Below are 20,165 nucleotides of genomic sequence, written 5' to 3'. Positions count from 1 at the left end.
ATGAATAAGAAAATCGTCGCGGCGAGCATAGTGGGGCTGGCGGTGCTGGTGCTGTATCCGGTGCTGATCCCCAATCCGTACTATATCCATTTGTTTGAAACGATCCTGATCTACGCGATCCTGCTGTTCGGGCTGGACATCGTGGTCGGCTACACGGGGCAGGTGTCGCTGGGCCACGCGGGCCTGTTCGGCATCGGCTCGTATGCCACCGGCGTGATGGTGTTCAAGCTGGGCGCGCCGTTCTGGATCGCGATACCGGCCAGCGTGGCCGGCGCCGCGGTGTTCGGCGCCATCCTCGCATTGCCGGCCCTGCGCGTCACCGGTCCTTACCTGGCGATGGTGACGCTGGCCTTCGGCACCATCATCCAGATCCTGATTAACGAAATGACCTTCCTGACCGAAGGCCCGATGGGCATCAAGATCGCCAAGCCGATGATCGTCGGCCAGAAGCTCAGTGAAGTCGGCTACTACTACATGGTGGCGGCGCTGATGGTGGTCTCGCTGATCGTCGTGCACCGGATACTGAAGTCGAACCTGGGCCGCGCCTTCGAGGCGCTGCGCGACAGCCCGATCGCCTCCGACTGCATGGGCGTTTCGGTGTACCGCTACAAGGTCTACGCCTTCATCATCAGCGCCGGCTTCGCGGGCCTGGCCGGCAGCCTGTATGCGTATTCGGAGGAGTACATCTCGCCGAACACCTACAACTTCGAGCTGACCATTTTGTTCCTGCTGGCGGTGATCATGGGCGGGCGCAAGACGCGTTCCGGTTCGCTGATCGGCGCGCTGATCGTGGTGATGCTGCCCAGCCTCCTGGCCGACATTGAACTGTTCCGCAAGATCGCCACCGCCGCCGCCGTGCTGGGCGTGATCGGCTCGGCCTTCATGCTGGCCAAAAAACGCTCGACGCTGCGCGGCGTGATGGTGCCACTGATCGCCACCATCGGCATGGCGGCGTTCTCGTACAAGCTGGAAAACATCGTCGACTGGCGCCTGACCGTGTTCGGCTTGATGACGCTGTTCGTGGTCTACTATCTGCAAGACGGCATCGTCGGCTTCCTGTTCAGCCTTATGGGCAAAGGCGCCGTTCATGCCAAGGCGGTGGCGGCCGGCGGCGTCGAGCCGTTCTCGCGGGCCAAGGGCGGCAACGCCGGCGAGACGCTGCTCAGCGTCGACAAGATCCTGATGCAGTTCGGCGGCCTGAAGGCGCTCAACCAGGTGGACCTGAACGTGGTGCAGGGATCGGTGCACGGATTGATCGGCCCTAACGGCTCCGGCAAGAGCACGATGATGAACGTGCTGACCGGGATCTACAAGCCGACCGCAGGGAAGGTATCGTTCTCCGGCGCGGTGATCTCCGGCCGCACGCCGTCCGAGATCGCGCTGGGCGGCGTGGCGCGCACCTTCCAGAACGTGCAGCTGTTCGGCGAGATGACGGCCACCGAGAACGTGCTGGTCGGCCTGCACAACACCTTCGAATCGAATGTGCTGGATGTGATGCTGCAAACGCCGCGCTACAAGCGCGAGGAACGCACCGCCCGCGAGCGGGCCGCCAGCATCCTGGAGTTCGTCGGCCTGACGGCGATGGCCGATGAAGAGGCGCGCAATCTCCCTTACGGCAAACAGCGCCTGCTGGAGATAGGCCGCGCGCTGGGCCTCAGCCCGCGCCTGCTGCTGCTCGACGAACCGGCGGCCGGCCTGACCGCGCCCGACATCAAGGAGCTGATGGCCATCATCCGCAAGATCCGCGACCACGGCATCACCATCATCCTGATCGAGCACCACATGGACGTGGTGATGGCCTTGTCCGACACGGTGACGGTGCTGGACTTCGGCCAGAAGATCGCCGAAGGCGTGCCGGCCGCGGTGCAAAGCGACGCCAAGGTGATCGAAGCCTATCTGGGCGGCAGTGGCGAAGAACATGGCGGCACCAAAGCGCCTGCGGCGCATTAACGAGGACAGCACATGCTATCGATCTCCAATCTGCAAGCGTCATACGGCAAAGTCGAAGTCCTGCACGGCATCTCGCTCGATGTCCCGAAGGGCAAGCTGGTGACGCTGATCGGCTCCAACGGCGCCGGCAAGACCACCACCATGCGCGCCATCTCCGGCATGCTCAAACCGAAGGGCGGCACCGTCACGCTGGACGGCAAGGACATCACCGGCGCCGACTCGCACAAGATCGCGCGCGCCGGCCTGGCGCATTCGCCGGAAGGGCGGCGCGTGTTCGCCTCGATGACGGTGACCGACAACCTGCTGCTGGGCGCCTTCCCGCGCTTCACGCGGGCGCGGCCCAGGGGCGACATCAAGCACGACCTGGAAAAGGCGCTGGAACTGTTCCCGCGCCTGAAGGAGCGCCAGACCCAGTTGGCCGGCACCCTGTCCGGCGGCGAGCAGCAGATGCTGGCGATGGCGCGCGCCGTCATGCTCAATCCGGAGGTGATACTGCTGGACGAACCGTCGATGGGCCTGGCGCCGATACTGGTCGAAGAAGTGTTCAAGATCATATCGCGCCTGAAATCGGAGGGCGTGACGATGCTGCTGGTGGAGCAGTTCGCCGCCGCCGCGCTGAACGTGGCGGACTACGGCTACGTGCTGGAAAATGGCACGATATCAGTCCACGGGCCCGCAGAAAGCCTCAAAACCGACCCGAAAGTGATCGCCGCCTACCTCGGCGGAGGTCAGGGGCATTAATCAACTATCAAAATAAAAGTTATAAATTTTAGAATAAATTCGTTGCCGCATGGAAATTCAATAGATATAATTCACAACTATTGAATTTCCGCAGGGCAACAAATGCAGCAAGCAAGCAGTCGGCTGTACGGCATGATTTTGCTGTACGGCCTAGTCAACCACAACGCATACGGCCAGAGCCAGGCCGACATCGCAGCGCAGCAAATCCAGCGTCAGCAGCAGAGGGAGCGGGCACAGAACGAGCAGGCCGAGGAGCAGCGGCCCGCCGTGCGTCTGCCGCGCGAGCCGGTCAAGGCCGCCGCCGTCTATCCGCTCGACGAAACCCCATGCTTCCCGATACGCCACATCGCCTTGCAGGGCGAGCAGTCGGCGCAGTTCGCATGGGCGCTGGACGCGGTGGCCGACGCCGCCGGTCTGTGCCTGGGCAGCGCCGGTGTCAACGCCGTCCTCGGCAAGGTGCAGAACGCACTGATCGCCGCCGGCTACGTCACCACGCGCGTGCTGGCCGCGCCGCAAGACCTGCGCGGCGGTGAGCTCAACCTGGTGCTGGTGCCGGGCCGCGTCCGCGCCATCCGTTTCGCCGAGGCGGCCGACGGCGCCAGCAATGAGCGCGCCTCGTGGCGCACCGCGCTGCCGGCCAGGCCGGGCGACATCCTCAATCTGCGCGACATCGAACAGGCGCTGGAAAACTTCAAGCGCGTGCCAACGGCCGAAGCCGATATCGAAATCGTACCTGGAGAACAGCCCGGCGAAAGCGACTTGCTGTTCAAGTGGCGCCAGGCGTTGCCGGTGCGCCTGAGCCTGTCCGCCGACGACAGCGGCAGCGACTCCACCGGCAAATACCAGGGCGGCGCCACCGTCTCGCTGGACAATCTGCTGGGCTGGCAGGAGCTGGCTTACTTCAGCGTCAACCGCGACCTGAGTGCGCGCGGCCGCGACCACGGCACCCGCAACTACGCGCTGCATTATTCGATGCCGGCCGGGTATTGGCTGTTCTCGCTGAACGCCAGCCGCTACCGCTACTACCAGGCCATCGCCGGCGCCAACCAGACCTACGTCTACAGCGGCACCAGCGGCAACGTCGACCTCAAGGTTGCGCGCGTGCTGTACCGCAACGCCGCCCGCAAGACCACGGCGGCGCTGCGCCTGTATCAGCGCCGCAGCAACAACTTCATCGACGACACCGAAGTGCAGGTGCAGCGCCGCCAGATGGGCGGCTACGAGCTGGGCCTGACGCACAAGGAATTCATCGGCGCCGCCACGCTGGACGCCAACCTGCTGTACAAGCGCGGCTCCCATCTGTTCGGCACCTTGCCGGCGCCGGAGGAGGAGTTCGACGACGGCACGTCGCGGCCGACCGTCATCAATGCCGACGCCACGCTGACGCTGCCGTTCACGCTGGGCGCATCCAAGCTGCAGTACCAGGGCAATGTGCGCGCCCAGTGGAACCGCTCGACGCTGATCCCGCAGGACCGCTTTGCCATCGGCGGCCGCTACACCGTGCGCGGCTTCGACGGCGAGGCCAGCCTGTCAGCCGAGCGAGGCTGGCTGCTGCGCAACGACGTCAGCTGGTCCGTCAACGACAGCATGCAGCTGTACCTGGGCCTGGATTACGGCCAGGTATCGGGCGCGCATGCCGCCACGCTGGCCGGCACCAGCCTGGCCGGCGGCGCGGTGGGCTGGCGCGGCCAGCTCGGCCGGACTCAGATCGATCTCTTCATCGGGCGGCCGCTACGCAAGCCCGAGCATTTCCGCACCGCCCCAAACGCCGGCGGTTTCAGTCTCAATTATCAGTATTAATTATTTACGCCGGCCCCAACCCCGCCGGCGGAAGGAATCGCAATGAACAAGCTCTGCTACCGTATCGTCTTCAACAAAGCCCGTGGCCTCTGCATGGTGGTGCAGGAAGGCGCCCGCAGCCAGGCCAAGGGAGCGGGGCAGGCCGGTCCTGCGGGCAGCGCTGCGATGAGCGAATGGCAAGGCGGGTTGGCGACGCGCTTGCGCAGTCTGGCGCTAGCGATGCTGGGGGCGTTCGGCGGTTCGGTGCTGTTGGCCGGCCTGGCCTCGGCGCAGATCATTGCGGACCCGAACGCTGCGGGCCGCCAGCAAGCGACGGTGTTGAATGCGGCTAATGGCGTGTTGCAGGTCAACGCGCAGACGCCGAGTGCGGCGGGCGTATCGCGCAACGTCTACAGCCGCTTCGACGTGCCCAAGACCGGCGTCGTGCTGAACAACTCGCGTACGGCGGTGCAAAGCCAGCTGGGCGGCTGGATCGACGCCAATCCGTGGATGGCGCAGGGCACCGCGCGCGTGATCCTGAACGAAGTCAATTCCAAAGATCCTAGCCAGTTGCGCGGCTATATGGAAATCGCCGGTTCGCGGGCGGAGATGGTGATCGCTAATCCGGCCGGCATCGTGGTCGATGGCGCGGGCTTCATCAACGTCAGCCGTGCGACGCTGACTACCGGCAAGCCCTTGCTGGGCGAGGCCGATGGTGCGCTGCGCGGTTACGCGGTACGTGGCGGCATGATAAGCATCGAGGGCGCCGGCATGGATGCGCGCCAGACCGACTACACGGCGTTGATCGCGCGTTCGGTGCAACTCAACGCAGGCCTGTGGGCGCAGCAGCTGGAGGTGACGACCGGCGTCAACGACATCACGCTGGCGGCCGATGGCGCGCCGGCGGGCAATACGGCCGCGCCGGTGGCCGGCAGCGGCGAGGCGCCGCGTTACGGCATCGACGCGTCGCTGCTGGGCGGCATGTACGCGAACAAGATCACGCTGATTGGCACCGAGGCTGGCGTGGGCGTGCGCAACGCCGGCGCCATCGGTGCGGCGGCTGGCGATCTGGTCGTCACCAGCGAGGGGCGGTTGGAGAACACCGGCAGTCTGGCGGCCAGCCTGGCGTTGTCGGCCAAGGCTAAGGATGGTGTGGCCAATAGTGGCGGCATGTCCGCCGGTGGCGCGCTGAAGCTGAGCACGGCTGCGGCGGTGTCGAACAGCGGCACGATCAGTGGCACGGGCGGCTTGCAGCTGACGGCTGATACGCTGAGTAACAGCAATCTGATCAGCAGTTCGGGCCGCGCTGTGTTGGCCATGCAGGGCGATGTGGACAACAGCCACGGCGTTATCCAGGCGCAGAGTCTGGCGCTGAGCAGCGTTGCCGGCGGCGTGAACAATCAATCGGGCAAGTTGCTGCAAAGCGGGGGCGTTACGCTGGATGTGGCGGCGGCCAGCCTGCACAACGCGGGCGGTGGACAGGTCGGCGCGGCGCCTGCGTCTGCGGGGGCGGATGGCGCGGGTAACGCTGGCGCGGGCACCGGGACTGGGACTGGCGCCGATGGTGGCGCCGGCACGGGCAATGCAGGTGGCAATGTTGGCAATGGCGGCAACGGCAACAACGGCAACAACGGCGGCACCGGCTCCGACGCGGGCGGCGCCAGCACAGGTGTTACGCCACCAGCGCCCATCGCACCGGGCTTCGTGCGTGTGGCTGGCGCGATCAACAATGACGGCGGCCAGATCCTGTCCGGCGGCGGCATCGCACTGTCGGTCGCTGCGCTGGATAACATTGGCAGCCAGATGAACCTGTCGTCGCTGACGGTCAACGGCGGTACGTTCAACAACCGCGCCGGACAGCTGAACGTGCAGCGCGGCGCCAGCATCCACGGCACCAGCCTCGACAACCACTCCGGCAAGCTGGTCGCCGGCAGCAACGTCGACATCCAGGTGCAAAACATGGACAACGGCAGCGGCTCGATGTCGGCCGGTGGCGACCTGCTGCTGGACAGCGGCGCCATCGTCAACCGTGACGGCAAGCTGGTCTCCGGCGCGCGCGCGGCGATCACCGCCAGCGGAGCGGTAGACAACCACAGCGGCCAGATCCAGGCCGTCACCGGCCTGGCGCTCAACGCCAGCGGCAAGCTGGACAATGAATCCGGCGCCATCGAAGCGATAGGCGTCGCCGCCGCCCTGCAAGTGCGCGCAGGCGAGATCGACAACACCAAAGGCCGCATCGTCAACACTGGCAACGGCGCCAGCGAAGTCGGCGCGGCGGGCAAACTGTTGAACACCGGCGTGATCGGCGCGAACGGCGCCTTGAGCGTCGCCGCGCAGACCATGCAGAACCAAAGCGGCGGCACCGTCCAGGCAGCGGGCAGCATCGCGCTGGCGGTCAGCAAGCAGCTGGACAACCAGGGCAGCATCACCAGCGGCGCCAAGCTCAACTTCGACGAGAGCGGTGCAACGCTGAACAACGCCGGCCAGATGGCGGCCGGCGGCGACATCCACATCGCCGTGCTGCACGCCGCAAACGACGGCGGCCAGATCGGCACCGCAGCCGCGTCCGGCGCCAGTCTGGCGCTCAGCGCGGCCGATATCAGCAACCGTGGCGGCAGCCTGCTGGCCGACCGCGACATTGGCATCTCCGCCTCGCAAGGCGACCTCGACAACAGCAAAGGCCTGATCCACGGTCAGCGCGACGCCGCCGTCAACGCCGCGCAGACGCTGCTCAACCAGGGCGGCGTGATTGAAGCGGTCAGCGCCAACAGCAAACTCAACCTCGACACCGGCGCGATCCAGAACCAGGGCGGCCGCATCGTCAACGCCGGCAGCGGCGACAGCACGGTAGCGGCCTCAGGCGCCATCGTCAGCGATGGACTGATCGCAGGCAACGGCAAGCTCGCCGTGACAGCCGCCACCGTCAGCAACAGCGGTACGATGTCCAGCGGCGGCCCGCTCAACCTGGCCGTGACCCAGCAGCTCGACAACGCCGGCCTGATAAGCAGCGCCGGCACGCTGGACCTGGGCACCGCCAAGGCCGACATGCGCAATACCGGCCAGATGTTCGCAGCGGGCGACATCAACGTGCTGGCGCACAACGTCGCCAATGCGGGCCAGATCGCCACCACCCAGGGTTCCGGCGGCAATATCAGCCTGCACGGCAATGCGCTCGACAACCACAACGGCAATCTGGTCGCCAGCGGCGCCGTCGACGTGCAGCTGGACGGCGCGCTCAACAATGGCAAGGGCCTGATACAGTCCAGCCGCGACCTGGCCATCTCCGCCAAGGGCGCGCTGGACAACAGTGCCGGCGTGATCGAGGCCATCGGCAGCACCGGCCGCATGCAGCTCAATGCGGGCGCCATTGTCAATGCGGGCGGCCGCATCGCCAACGTCGGCACCGGCGACACCGTCATCACGGCGGATGCGGACCTGCAGAATAGCGGCCTGATCGCGGGCAACGGCGATGTCAAGGTAACGTCCCACACCCTGCACAACGGACTATCCGGCGCGCTCACTTCGGGCAAGGACATGACGCTGGCGGTCGAGCAGTTGCTGCAGAACGATGGCGCGATACAGAGCGGCGCCTCGCTGGTCTTCAGCAAGACGACCAGCAGCGTCGGCAACACCGGCACTATCACCGCCGATGGCGACCTGGTCATCAAGGCCGGCAACATGGTCAATTACCACGGCCAGATCGCCACCACCAAGGCCGGCGGCAGGAACATCTCTATCCAAAGCCTATACCTGTCCAACCGCTATGGCGGCATTCTTGCCGCCGGCAGCGCCAATGTGCAGGTCGCCGGTGAGGTGGACAATCGTGAAGGCGTAGTGCAGGGCGCACAGAGCCTGTCGCTGAAGGCCGATGGCGCGCTCAACAACAGCAGCGGCGCACTCGAAGCGCTGGGCGCGGACGGCCGGCTGACGGTCCAGGCCAACGGCATCGATAACACCGGCGGCAGCATCGTCGGCGCCGGCAGCCTCGGCGCCAGCGTCAGCAGCATGAGCTACATCTGGAACGGCGGCCGCATCGCCGCCAGCGACAAGCTGGACATGAGCGCCGCCACGGTCAGCAACGCCAGCGGCGCCAGCATCCTGGCCGGCGCCGGCCTGGGCATGTCGGTACGCGACCTGCTGGACAACCATGGTACCGTCAGCAGCAAGGGCTTGCTGAACTTTGGCCTGACCACGGCCGTGGTCAACAATGACGCGCAGATCGTCGCAGGCGGCGGCATCAACCTGGCCGCAGGCGTGCTGAACAATGACAAGGGGCAGATCTCGACGGTCAAGCAATCGCAGTCCGACGTGAACATTACTGCGAACAGCGCCAGCAACCAGGGCGGCGCCATCGTTGCCGACCGCAACGCCACGCTGGCCGTCGGCGGTGCATTGAACAACACGCAGGGCGGCATCCAGGCCGGCAAGGATTTGCAGGCTACTGTGGGTGCGGCGCTGAACAATACCAAGGGTGTGATGGAGGCGGTTGGCGCCACCAGCGCGCTGAAGGTGCAAGCCGGTTCCATCGACAACACCGATGGCCGCATCGTCAACGTGGGCAGCGGCGCCAGCAGCGTCAGCGCCCAGGGCGCGATACTGAACGGCGGCCTGATCGCCGGCAATGGCGATCTGACGGTCGCGGCAAAAACCTTGCAGAACAACGCTGCCGCGACCATCTCGGCAGGCAAGAACCTGGCGCTGGGCGTGACTCAGCAGCTGGACAATCTGGGCGCGATCAGCAGCACGGGCAAGCTGGACTTCACGCAGACCACGGTGGCTGTGCGCAACAGCGGCAGCATCGTCAGCGGCAGCACGGCGACCGTCAATGCGGGCGCTTTCAACAATGACGGCGGCCAATTGGCCACCGTGCGCGGCTCCGGCGCCGACGTTGCGCTCAACGCGCAGAGTCTGAGCAACCGCGCCGGCGTGATCCAGTCCGACCGCAACGCCACGGTCGGCGTCGCCTACGCGGCGGACAATACGCACGGTTCCATCCAGGCCAGGCAGGACTTGCAATTCGCTGCAGGCGCGGCGCTGAACAATAACAGCGGCGTCATCGAAGCGATCAGCGCCGGCAGCGCCTTGCGTGTGCAGGCCGGCTCCATCGACAACAGCGCCGGGCGCATCGTCAACGTCGGCAATGCGGCGGCGGCGGTGTCGGCGCAGGACGCCATCGTCAACAGCGGGCTGATCGCCGGCAACGGCAGCCTGGACCTGGTGGCCGGCAGCCTGCAAAACCAGGCGGCGGGCAAGGTGTCGTCCGGGCTTGCAATGGACGTGGCGGTGACGCAGCGTCTGGACAACCAGGGCACGATCACCAGCGGCGGCACGCTGGAATTCAGCAAGACCACCGCCGTGCTCAACAACAGCAGCCAGATCGTCGCGGCGGGGCAGACCCATATCGCCGCAGGCGTACTGAACAATGACGGCGGCCAGATCGCCACGCTGAAAGACAGCGGCGCCGGCATCGCCATCGACAGCGTGAGCATGAGCAATCAGGGCGGCAACGTACTGGCCAGCGGCAATGCGACGCTGGCCGTGGCAGGCGCCGTCAACAACGCGCACGGCACGATCCAGGCACAGCACGACCTGACACTGACTGCGGTTGGCGCCCTCAACAATACGAGCGGCGTGATCGAAGCGGCCACGGCCGTCAGCAGCCTGACGCTGCAAGCCGGTTCGATCGACAACAGCGCCGGCCGCCTGGTCAACGTCGGGACGGGCGCGGCCACGGTCGGCGCCCAGGGGCTGGTCAGCAACAGTGGCTTGATCGCGGGCAATGGCACTCTCGACCTGTCGGCGGGTTCCTTGCGCAACGCGGCGGGCGCTACCGTGTCGTCCGCGCAGCGCATGGGGCTGGGCGTGGCGCAGCAGCTGGACAACCTGGGCGCCATCAATAGCGGCGGCACGCTGACCTTCAACCAGGCCACGGCGGTGGTCAACAACAGCGGCCAGATCGCCGCGGCCGGCCAGGCGACCATCATGGCCGGCAGCTTGAACAATGACGGCGGCCTGATCGCGACCCTGCCGAACTCCGGCGCGGGCGTGATGGTCAGCAGCCAGAGCCTGAGCAACCATGGCGGCCGCGTGCAAGCCAGTGGCGACGCCACCTTTAACGTCGGCGGCGCGCTGGACAATGCCCAGGGTACCCTGCAGGCGGGCCAGGATCTGCATCTGAACGCGGCGGGTGCGCTGAGCAACAACGCCGGCGTGATCGAAGCGCTGGCGTCCGGCAGCACCATGCAGGTGCAGGCCGGTTCGATCGCCAACGGCAGCGGCCGTATCGTCAACGTCGGCACGGCGGCGACCACCATCGTCGCGCAAGGCGGCATCAGCAGCAGCGGCACCATCGCCGGCAACGGCGCGCTGGACTTGAGCGCGCAGAGCCTGCAAAACAGCGGCACGGTCTCGTCCGCCCGCGCGATGACGCTGTCCTTGTCGCAGCTGCTGGACAATCGGGGCGCCATCAACAGCGGCGGCACGCTGGATTCCCTGCAGACCACGGCGCAGGTCAGCAACAGCGGCACCATCACGGCGGCCGGCGGCATCGCCATCGGCGCCGGCAACTTGAATAACGACGGCGGCCAGATCGCCACGCTGAGCAATTCCGGCGCCGATATCCGCCTGGACAGCCAGAGCATGAGCAATCGCGGCGGCAGCGTACTCGCCAGCGGCAATGCCGGCGTCAATGTGTACGGCGGGCTGGACAATGCCCGCGGCACGCTGCAAGCGGGCCGCGCCATGCAGGTGAGCGCGGGCGGCGCGCTGGGCAATGCGGGCGGCGTGATCGAAGCCTTGTCGGCCGGCAGCACGCTGGCGGTGCAGGGCCAGTCCATCGACAACACCTCGGGCCGCATGGTCAACGTCGGCAGCGGCAATACCACCATTGGCAGCCAGAGCAGCATCGTCAGCAGCGGCGTGATCGCCGGTAACGGCAACCTGTGGCTGTCGGCGCTCACGGCGCAAAACAATGCCGGCGGTACGCTGGCGGCAGGCGGCAACCTGGAACTGGCGGTGACGCAGCAAATGCAAAGCCAGGGCACGGTCAGCAGCGCCGGCACGCTGAACTTTACGCAATCCGGCGCCGATTTCCGTAACAGCGGCCAGATGATCGCCGGCGGCGCGGCCACCTTCAGCGCGGCCAGCTTCAACAACGATGGCGGCCAGATCGCCACCTCCAGCGCATCCGGCGCCGACATCAGCGTCACCAGCCAGAGCATCAGCAATCGCGGCGGCAAGATTATCGCCAGCGGCAATACCACACTGAGCAGCGACGCCGGCCTGGACAACGCGCTCGGCACCTTGCAGGCCGGCCAAAGCCTGAAGCTGGGCGCAGGCGGCGCGCTGGGCAATGCGGGCGGCACGATAGAAGCCGACGGCGCCGTGGGCACGCTGGACCTGACGGCGGCCACCTTCGACAGCAGCGGCGGCCGCATCGTCAACGTCGGCAGCGGCGATACGAATATTCTGATCGCCAGCGACATGGTCAACAGCGGCCTGATCGCGTCCAACGGCAACCTCAACCTGACCGCGCACACGCTGAAGAACAATACCGGCGGCGCCATCGGCTCGGCCAAGGATCTGCTGCTGGCGGTGGACCAGCAAGTCGATAACCATGCGGCCATCACCAGCAGCGGCAAGCTGACCTTCCAGCAGGCCGGCGCCAATCTGAACAACGACGGCCAGATCGTTGCCGGCGGTGTCACGACCATCGTCGCCAAGGCCATCAACAACAATAAGGGCCAGATCGCCACCGCCAAGGGCAGCGGCGCCGACCTGACGCTGACCGCCAACAGCCTGAGCAATGCGCAAGGGCAGATCCTGGCCGACGGCAAAGCCACGCTGACCATCGCCGGGGCTTTGGACAACGTGCAGGGCACGATCCAGTCCGTCAAGGACATGCAGGTCAACGCCACCGGCGCGCTGACCAACAACGGCGGCGCCATCGAAGTAGCCGGCGCCACCGCCGCATTGACGCTGAAGGCCAAGTCCATCGACAACGGCAACGGCCGCATCGTCAACGTCGGCAGCGGCGCCACCAGCGTCACCAGCACGACCGGCGTGACCAATGCCGGTGTGATCGCCGGCGGCGGCAATCTGCTGTTGAGCGCTGTCACGCTGCAAAATTCCGCCACCGGCGTGCTCGCCTCCGGCAAGGACATGACCTTGCAAGTGACGCAGTTGCTGGACAACCAGGGCACGGTCAACAGCGCCGGCACGCTGACCTTCAACCAGGCCGGCGCCAACCTGAATAACAGCGGCCTGATCGTCTCGGGCGGCAATGCGGTCATCGTCGCCAACCAGATCAACAACAACGGCGGCCGCATCGGCACCGCAGCCGGTTCTGACGGCGACCTGAGCCTGACCGCTCAGCAGCTGAGCAACGAGGCCGGCCACATCACCACCGGCCGCGACCTGGCCGTGATCACCCACGTCATGCAGGGTAACGGCGAGCTGCAAGGCGGCCGCGACCTCGCGCTGACCATGGACGGCGATTACACGCAAGGCAGCGGCACCCAGCAGTTCCATTCGAACCGTGACCTGAGCCTGACGGTGACGGGCAATATCGTCAACAACGCCACCTTCGAAGCGGTTGGCAAGCTGACGCTGAGCGGCAACAACGTCAGCAACAACGCGGGCGCGGTCATGCAGGGGCAGGGCGTGGCGGTCAACGCGGCGGGCAACCTCGGCAACGCCGGCCAGATCAACGGCACGGCGACGGTGGACCTGAAGAGCGGCGGCATCATCGACAACAGCAATGCCATCGTCGGCGGCAAGCTGACGCTGGAAGCGCAGAACCTGAACAACACCGGCGCCAGCACCTTGCTCGGCTCGACCGGTTCGATGGCGCTGGGCGTGGCCGGCACGGTCAACAACACCGGCGGCGCCAGCATCTACAGCGGTGGCGGCCTGAGCATCGCCGGCGCGCTTGCCGGCGGCACGGCTGGCGTGGTCAACAATATGTCGTCGACTATTGAGGCGGCCGGCGATTTGTCGTTGAACGCAGGTAGCGTCAACAACATCCGCGAGAACGTCACGCTGGTCAAGGTGCAGACGGTGGACGAGACCAAGCAGATGTCGATGCCAAGCTGGTACCACCACGGTGACAACCACAATAACTACGACCCCAATTCGAGCAATTACGTTCCAAGCGAGCTCTATTACGTCAACCCGGACGATGTTCTGGAAAATCAGATCATGTTCGCTCCCGACGGAAATGCCTATGGCCGCGCGGTCATCCGTACGCATGCCAACGACTCCGCGTTCTTCTGGGCCGCCTCAGGCGCCTATAGCGCGCAAGGGGAGCGCCTTCGTATTACGATGACCGACGGAACGCGCGAGCTGTACTACATGGTTCGCCGTGACAACCAGGTGAATCCGGACCAGGGCGGGTCGACCGATACGCCGAACTTCCTCTATCTTGGCGCCGTCAATAGCTGGCATAGCGCGCCGATCGCGTATTCCAGCCAGTACGGCAACTGCTCGACCAATTGCGTGCTGTTCGAGACCCAGCCCCAGTACAACGATCCAACCTCGACCATCATCCGCGTCACGGCGCGTGCTGTGGCGCCGCAGTCCGGCAAGCTGGAACAATCGCGGATAGCGCATCACACGGCTGAGGAAGACCAGATCGCTCCGGGCTCCGGCGCCGTGGCGCAGATCCTTTCCGGCGGCAATATGCACCTGACCGTCGGCCAGGCGCTGAACAACCAGTACGGCCAGATCATGGCCACCGGCGGGCTCGCCATCGATGGCGGCGCCGCCATCAGCAACCAGGGCGCGACGCTGTACCGCTCCCATACCTTCGACGGCACCTGGAAAACCGACGACGGCCAAGTCGTGGCCTACACCATGCCGTCGCAAACCGAGATCATCGGTTCCGCAGCCGGTGTGATTTCCGGCGGCAAGGGCGTGTCGATCACCGGCCGCAGCTTCAGCAACGTCGACGTGACGGCTGGCACGGCAGGCAATATCCGCGACAGCGTGGTTGTGCTCCCGACCGGCAACAACAGCGCCAACGCCGCCAGCCATGCGACCGGCAACGGCGCCAGCGGCGGCAGTGCCGGCGGCCATGTGGGCGGCAGCGGCATCGGCAACAACGCCGGCGGCGCCGGCATGGTGGGCGGCAGCGGCATCGCCAACCAGGCGGCGCACGGCGCGCAAGCCGGTGGCAGCGGCGTCGGCAACAATGCGGCCTTGGGCGCGCAGGCTGGCGACAGCGGATTGTCCAACCAGGCGACGGACGCCGGGCTGGCGGCCGGCAGCGGCCTCGGCAACCAAGCCCATACCCGTCTGGATACGAGCGGCAGCGGCGCCTACAACGGCGCACGCGACATCGACAACATCAACGCCAGCGGCAAGGCCAGCACGGCGGCGACCAGCGGCCCGGCCAAGGGCAGCGGCGCCAGCGGCAAGGCGCTGGGCGACGTCAACAGCGGCCATGGCGCCAGCCTGGCGCAGAACGCCGCCGCCAGCGGCGCGGTGGTCAAGGTGGCGCCGAACGGCCTGTCGCTGTTGAACCCGAACGCCAACGGCAGCTATGTGTTTGAAACCCGCCCGCAATTCGCCAATCACGGCGACTGGATCAGCAGCGATTACCTGCTGAAAGCGCTCGACACCGATCCGGCCGTCACGCAAAAACGTCTCGGCGACGGTTTTTATGAGCAACGCATGGTGCGCGACCAGCTGAACCAACTGACCGGCCGCGCGCCGACCGGCGGCCAGAGCGACGACAGCCGCTACAAGGAGCTGATGACCAGCGGCATCAGCTTCGCGCAGCAATACGACCTGCGTCCCGGCATCGCGCTGAGCGCCGACCAGATCAGCCACCTGACCAGCGACATCGTGTGGATGGAAACGCAAACCGTCAGCCTGCCGGACGGCACGGTGGAAAACGTGCTGGTGCCCAAGGTCTATCTGGCGCACGCCGGCGGCGATGCCGTCAAGGCCAACGGCGCATTGGTGACGGGCGATGGCGTGAGCATCAAAACCAGCGACAGCATCGTCAACCGTGGCGGCCTGATCGACGGCGCCAACGGCCGCACGGTGCTGGTGGCGGGCCAGGATATCGTCAACCAGGGCGGCGCCATCAAGGGCGGCGCGATGGACTTGTCGGCGGGACGCGATGTCATCAACCAATCGCTGACCGTCAAGCAGGAGTATGCGAGCTCCAACACCCGCGGCAGCTACACGACCTTGTCCAATCAGGCCAGCATCACGGCCAGCGGCGCGCTGGCGATCAAGGCAGGGCGCGATGTCACCGACACCGGCGGCACGATAGCGGGCGCCAGCGTCGGCATCGGTGCGGCGCGCGACATCAGCTTTAATGCGCTGCAAACCGGCAGCACCTACGCATCGCAAGTGTCCGGCTTCACGGAAAAAGACAGCAGCACGACGTACAAGGTCGGCCAGGTCGCCAGCAGCGGTGACCTGAAAATGGTGGCCGGCCAGGACATCAAGCTGAGCGGAACCCAGGTGGCGATAGGCGCCACCGGCAATGGCACGCTGGTGGCGGGGCGCGACGTCAGCGTGGCGGCTGTCGTCAACGAGTTCAACCTCAGCAAGCAGAATGACCCAAGCAGCAAGCACTACGACAAGGAAGTCCGCCAAGAGCAGAACGTGGTCGGCGCTTCGGTGGCGGCCGGCGGCAGCCTGACCGTCAAGGCGGGCGACAGTGGACTGGGCTCGCTGGCGATCGCCGGCAGCAATCTGTCCGGCGGCGGCAAGGTGCAACTGGTGGCCAGCGGCGACGTCAGCATCACCCAGGTGCAGGAAACCCACCTGAGCGACCTGGCGCACCACGACGAATCCAGCAGCATGTTCAAGAAGAGCAGCAACACGTCGGCCGACTACAGCAAGATCGACAAGGTGGTGGGCAGCGGCATCAGCGGCGATTCGGTCGTGGTCAAGTCCGGCAACGATATCGTCGTCAACGGCAGCCAGCTGAGCGCGACGCAGGCGTTGACCTTGGACGCAGGCCGCGACCTGCTGGTCTCCAGCGCGCAGCAGAGCGACAGCGAAAAGCATAGCGAACAGCATCAGCGCAGCGGCTTCTCGTTCAATGTCGCCTCCGGCGCGCTCGGCTATAGCAAGAGCGAGCAGGCCAAGGCCGGCAACAGCGATACGGTGACGCAGGTGGGGAGCGTGCTGAGCGGTGGCAGCGTCAGCGCCAGCAGCGGGCGCGACACCGCCATCAAGGGCAGCACGGTGGTGGCCGACCACGACATCGTCATCGACGCCAAGCGTGACCTGAGCATCGTCAGCGCAGAGAACAGCAGCGATGGCGCGTCGTCGAGCAGCAGTAAGAAGTCCGGCTCGATCGGCACGACGTTCCAGCCGGCCATCGGCACTGTGAAGAACGCGAGCGACGGCACCAGTTTCAGCGTGACGCAGGTGGGCAGCCAGATCGCCAGCCTTGGCGGCAACGTGACCTTGAAGGCGGGTGAGCAGTACACGCAAACGTCGAGCGAAGTGACGGTGCCGAAGGGCGATATCAGCATCGACGCCAAGGACGTGCTGATCAATGCGGCCATGAACAGTAGCAACAGCAGCGATCACACGACGTACAGCAAGACCGCCATCGGCGGCACGGTCAGCATGCCGATGGTGGATTCGTTGAAGAGTGCAGGACGTATGATTAGCGCAGCGCAGACCACCAATGACGGCCGTATGCAAGCGCTGGCGGCGGTGAACGCGGCAGGTAGCGTGTACTCTGCGTACAACGCTGCCGAGGGTATCACGAGCATCGAGACGGCTGGCATCCACGTCAGCATCAGCTTGGGCAACCAGAAGAGCGATAGCACGGTGGTACGCGCCAGCGAGACAGCGGTCGGTTCAAAGGTCTCTGCTGGCGGCAGCGTCAGCATCAATGCGAGCGGTGCCGGCAAGGATAGCAACTTGATGGCAATCGGCAGTGACATCAAGGCCGGCAAGGATGTCAGCCTGTCGGCGGATAACCAGGTGAACCTGCTGGCGGCGAAGGACACTGCGAGCCAACACACCACCAACAGTTCCAGTGGCGCCAGCATCGGCGTCGGCTTCAATATCGGCGCATCGACCGGTTTCACGGTGGATCTGGCGGTGAGCCAGGCACGCGGCAAGGCCGACGGTGATGATATCGGCTACACCAATAGTCACGTAACGGCTGGCAGCAAGGTCAACGTCAATAGCGGTGGCGACACCACGCTCAAAGGCGGCGTGATCGCGGCGCAGACGGTGGTGGCAGATATCGGTGGCAATCTGAACATCGAGAGTCTTCAGGACAGCAGCAAGTTCGATAGCAAGCAAAGTAGTTCAGGGCTCAACGTCAGCCTGTGTATTCCGCCGTTCTGCGTCGGCACCAGCACTGTGAGTGGCAGCATGAGCAAGTCTCACGCGAATGGCGACTTCCTGTCTGTGCTGGAGCAAAGCGGCATCAAGGCTGGCGATGGCGGCTTCCAACTGGATGTGGACGGCAAGACGAAATTGACCGGCGGCGTGGTGTCGAGTTCGGACAAAGCCATAGCCGACGGAGTAAACTCCTTGCGCACTGCGGCCCTGAGTGCGAGCGATCTGGCCAACCATTCCAACGCGTCGGCGTCCAGCAGCGGATTCAGCCTGAGCAGCGATATGCTTCAGACCGGTAAGTATGGCATCGCCAAAGGTGTTTTGACCAATGCATTGGGCAGCACCAGCGATGATGGCAGTTCGGCAGGACAGACCCGAAGCGCGGTCAGTGCCGGTGCAGTGACGATCAGCGATGAAACGCTGCAAAAGCAACTAACTGGCAAGACCGCCGAAGAGGCCGTAGCCAGTCTGAACCGCGACACGGCCCACGCCCATGTAGCTGCCGAGATGCAGGATGTGCAGAGCATGAAGAAAACGGTCGAGACGGATCAAGCCATTAAGCAGGAGACCATCAAGAACGTTACGGCGTTGACGGACGAAGCATATCGCTCGCGAATGGTGGAGAAGCCGACCTTGTACAAGGTAGAGTGCCAGGAGGCCTCGTGCGTGAATAATCCGAATGGCATTACCAAAGTGCCGACGACGAAGGACGCTTTGCAGAGTGCAACCGATGTTAATACGGTATTGGCTATCAATGGTATTTTTAATAACGCCGAACGGGCTGCGCAGCTTGCGTACCAGAACGCAGAAAATATCGACAAGACTGCTACTAACCCGGAAGGAAATAAACCGAAGACGATCTTCTTGCTGCACGTGAATGAGGCCAATAATTCATTGTCAGAATTGATGGCGGTTGGATATGAAAAACTGATTAGTTCCTTGGATTATAAAACGGCGAATTTCCTTGGATACACCAATGGTGCAGAAGAATATGCTGCGTTGCTGGCCAGTAGGGGAGCCCAGCCGACCAATTCGCTTGGGCACAGTCGGGGCACGCTGCTGCAAGAGAGCGCATTCACTATTTTGGGGGCGCGACCAGATGCAGCAGGTAATTTCTATATCAATCCTAAGTTGACCGTACGTGGTGTCGGTGGCGCAGCTGGTGTGGTGGGGTACTTTGAGGCTGCATCGAAAATTCAAGGGCCTAAGAGGATAGAAAATAGCGTCACCTTCAATTACTTCCCGAACGATCCGGTCGCTACCTCTATCTTTGCCGGCGCGAATCCCGGGAACTGGGGGCTGGCAGATCTTTGGCAGGTCTATAAGAGCAGCAATAGTATGCATAGCTGTTATGGTAGCGGGGCATCGGGGTGTGTGCAGGTGGAAGCCCCGTTGTCCGATGGGCCTAAAGGAACGGCTACTGGCAATGCAACGCTGATCCGATTTGTCGACGGCAAGAGGGTTACAAGCAGCGTGGACGAAAATAAGAAAGAGCAGAAAAAATGAAAAAAATAGCGACTGGGTTGATTGCGACATTGGCCCTGAACGGCTGTGGAATTAAGCAAGCGATCCAAAGCAACGACCATCGCTATTTGACACCCGGCGCGCTGGATGTACCGCTGTCGAGTTTCTATAACACATATACCTTCAAGTTCATGGATCGATATAGGGTGACATATGATGGCCCGGTGGATGGGGGGTGCAGATATCATGGCGTCACCCAAGTGCCCAAGGGGGCCAGCTACGAAGGATCGATTTATAAAATTCGCGACATTTTCGAAGAAGGTGGAAAGACATGGCAACGCTTTGAGGGAATGACACCCCTCGATCTCAGTAGTTACTTTCGCAGCGTTAAAGCTATGCAGCCGCTGTATAAAGTCGTGAATGGCGTGGAAAAGAGAACAGGCGAAGAGGAGGAGGTGGAGGTTGGCCTTCAGTCAACCTGTTTTCAATCATGGTATGAGAGCGGGCATACATTAATAGTTCGTATGCATAAGCGTGATATCGACAGGTGGCGCGCGCAATGGAGCACATACAATCCTCGGGGCCGCTGGTCCATGCAACATGTCGAAGGTAATGACTGGTGGCTACTGGCCAATGACGAAGATGCATTGCTGCCGGCGCCGCCCGGCGGTACCGGAGGCTGGTTCCAAAGTTGGGTAATGCCAATCGGAGATACCGGTTACTCAATGAGCATCCAACTTGGCGCCAATCAGAAGTCTTTGCAGAGCCCCAAAGCGCATGAACAGATGAAGGCGACATTGCGCCACATGGTCGAGTCGGTAAAGATTGAAGCGTTGCCCTGACCATCTCAACTGGAGCACAAAACACCCGACGACCCAGCCGCGTTTGCAAAAAAAGCACCGTTG

The 20,165-nt window shown here is 64.3% G+C and carries 5 protein-coding genes; all 5 read left to right on the top strand.

Annotation, left to right across the window (positions count from 1 at the left end; translation table 11 throughout):
* The 5 genes from GEV02_RS26580 to GEV02_RS26560 all read left to right on the top strand — a co-directional run bounded on the left by GEV02_RS26580 (position 1) and on the right by GEV02_RS26560 (position 20,102).
* On the top strand, positions 1-1,950 hold the full coding sequence (locus GEV02_RS26580) for a branched-chain amino acid ABC transporter ATP-binding protein/permease (protein ID WP_152840915.1): 1,950 nt from the start codon (positions 1-3) through the stop codon (positions 1,948-1,950).
* A gap of 12 nt (positions 1,951-1,962) precedes the next feature.
* Positions 1,963-2,691: an ABC transporter ATP-binding protein gene (locus GEV02_RS26575; protein ID WP_152840914.1), complete on the top strand. Its 729-nt coding sequence runs from the start codon at positions 1,963-1,965 to the stop codon at positions 2,689-2,691.
* Positions 2,692-2,793: 102 nt separating this feature from the next.
* A complete protein-coding gene (locus tag GEV02_RS26570; protein ID WP_174999358.1) occupies positions 2,794-4,491 on the top strand; it encodes a ShlB/FhaC/HecB family hemolysin secretion/activation protein in 1,698 nt (565 codons plus the stop codon).
* Positions 4,492-4,533: 42 nt separating this feature from the next.
* On the top strand, positions 4,534-19,302 hold the full coding sequence (locus GEV02_RS26565; RefSeq protein ID WP_152840913.1) for a hemagglutinin repeat-containing protein: 14,769 nt from the start codon (positions 4,534-4,536) through the stop codon (positions 19,300-19,302).
* The gene (locus GEV02_RS26560) at positions 19,299-20,102 is read left to right on the top strand and encodes a hypothetical protein (protein WP_152840912.1); all 804 of its coding nucleotides are present in this window, start codon (positions 19,299-19,301) and stop codon (positions 20,100-20,102) included. Before GEV02_RS26565 ends, GEV02_RS26560 begins: the two co-directional genes overlap by 4 nt.
* Positions 20,103-20,165 lie beyond the last annotated feature (63 nt).

This window comes from Rugamonas aquatica (assembly GCF_009380215.1).
Lineage (GTDB): Bacteria > Pseudomonadota > Gammaproteobacteria > Burkholderiales > Burkholderiaceae_D > Rugamonas > Rugamonas aquatica_B.
This window is presented reverse-complemented; position numbering and strand designations above follow the sequence as displayed.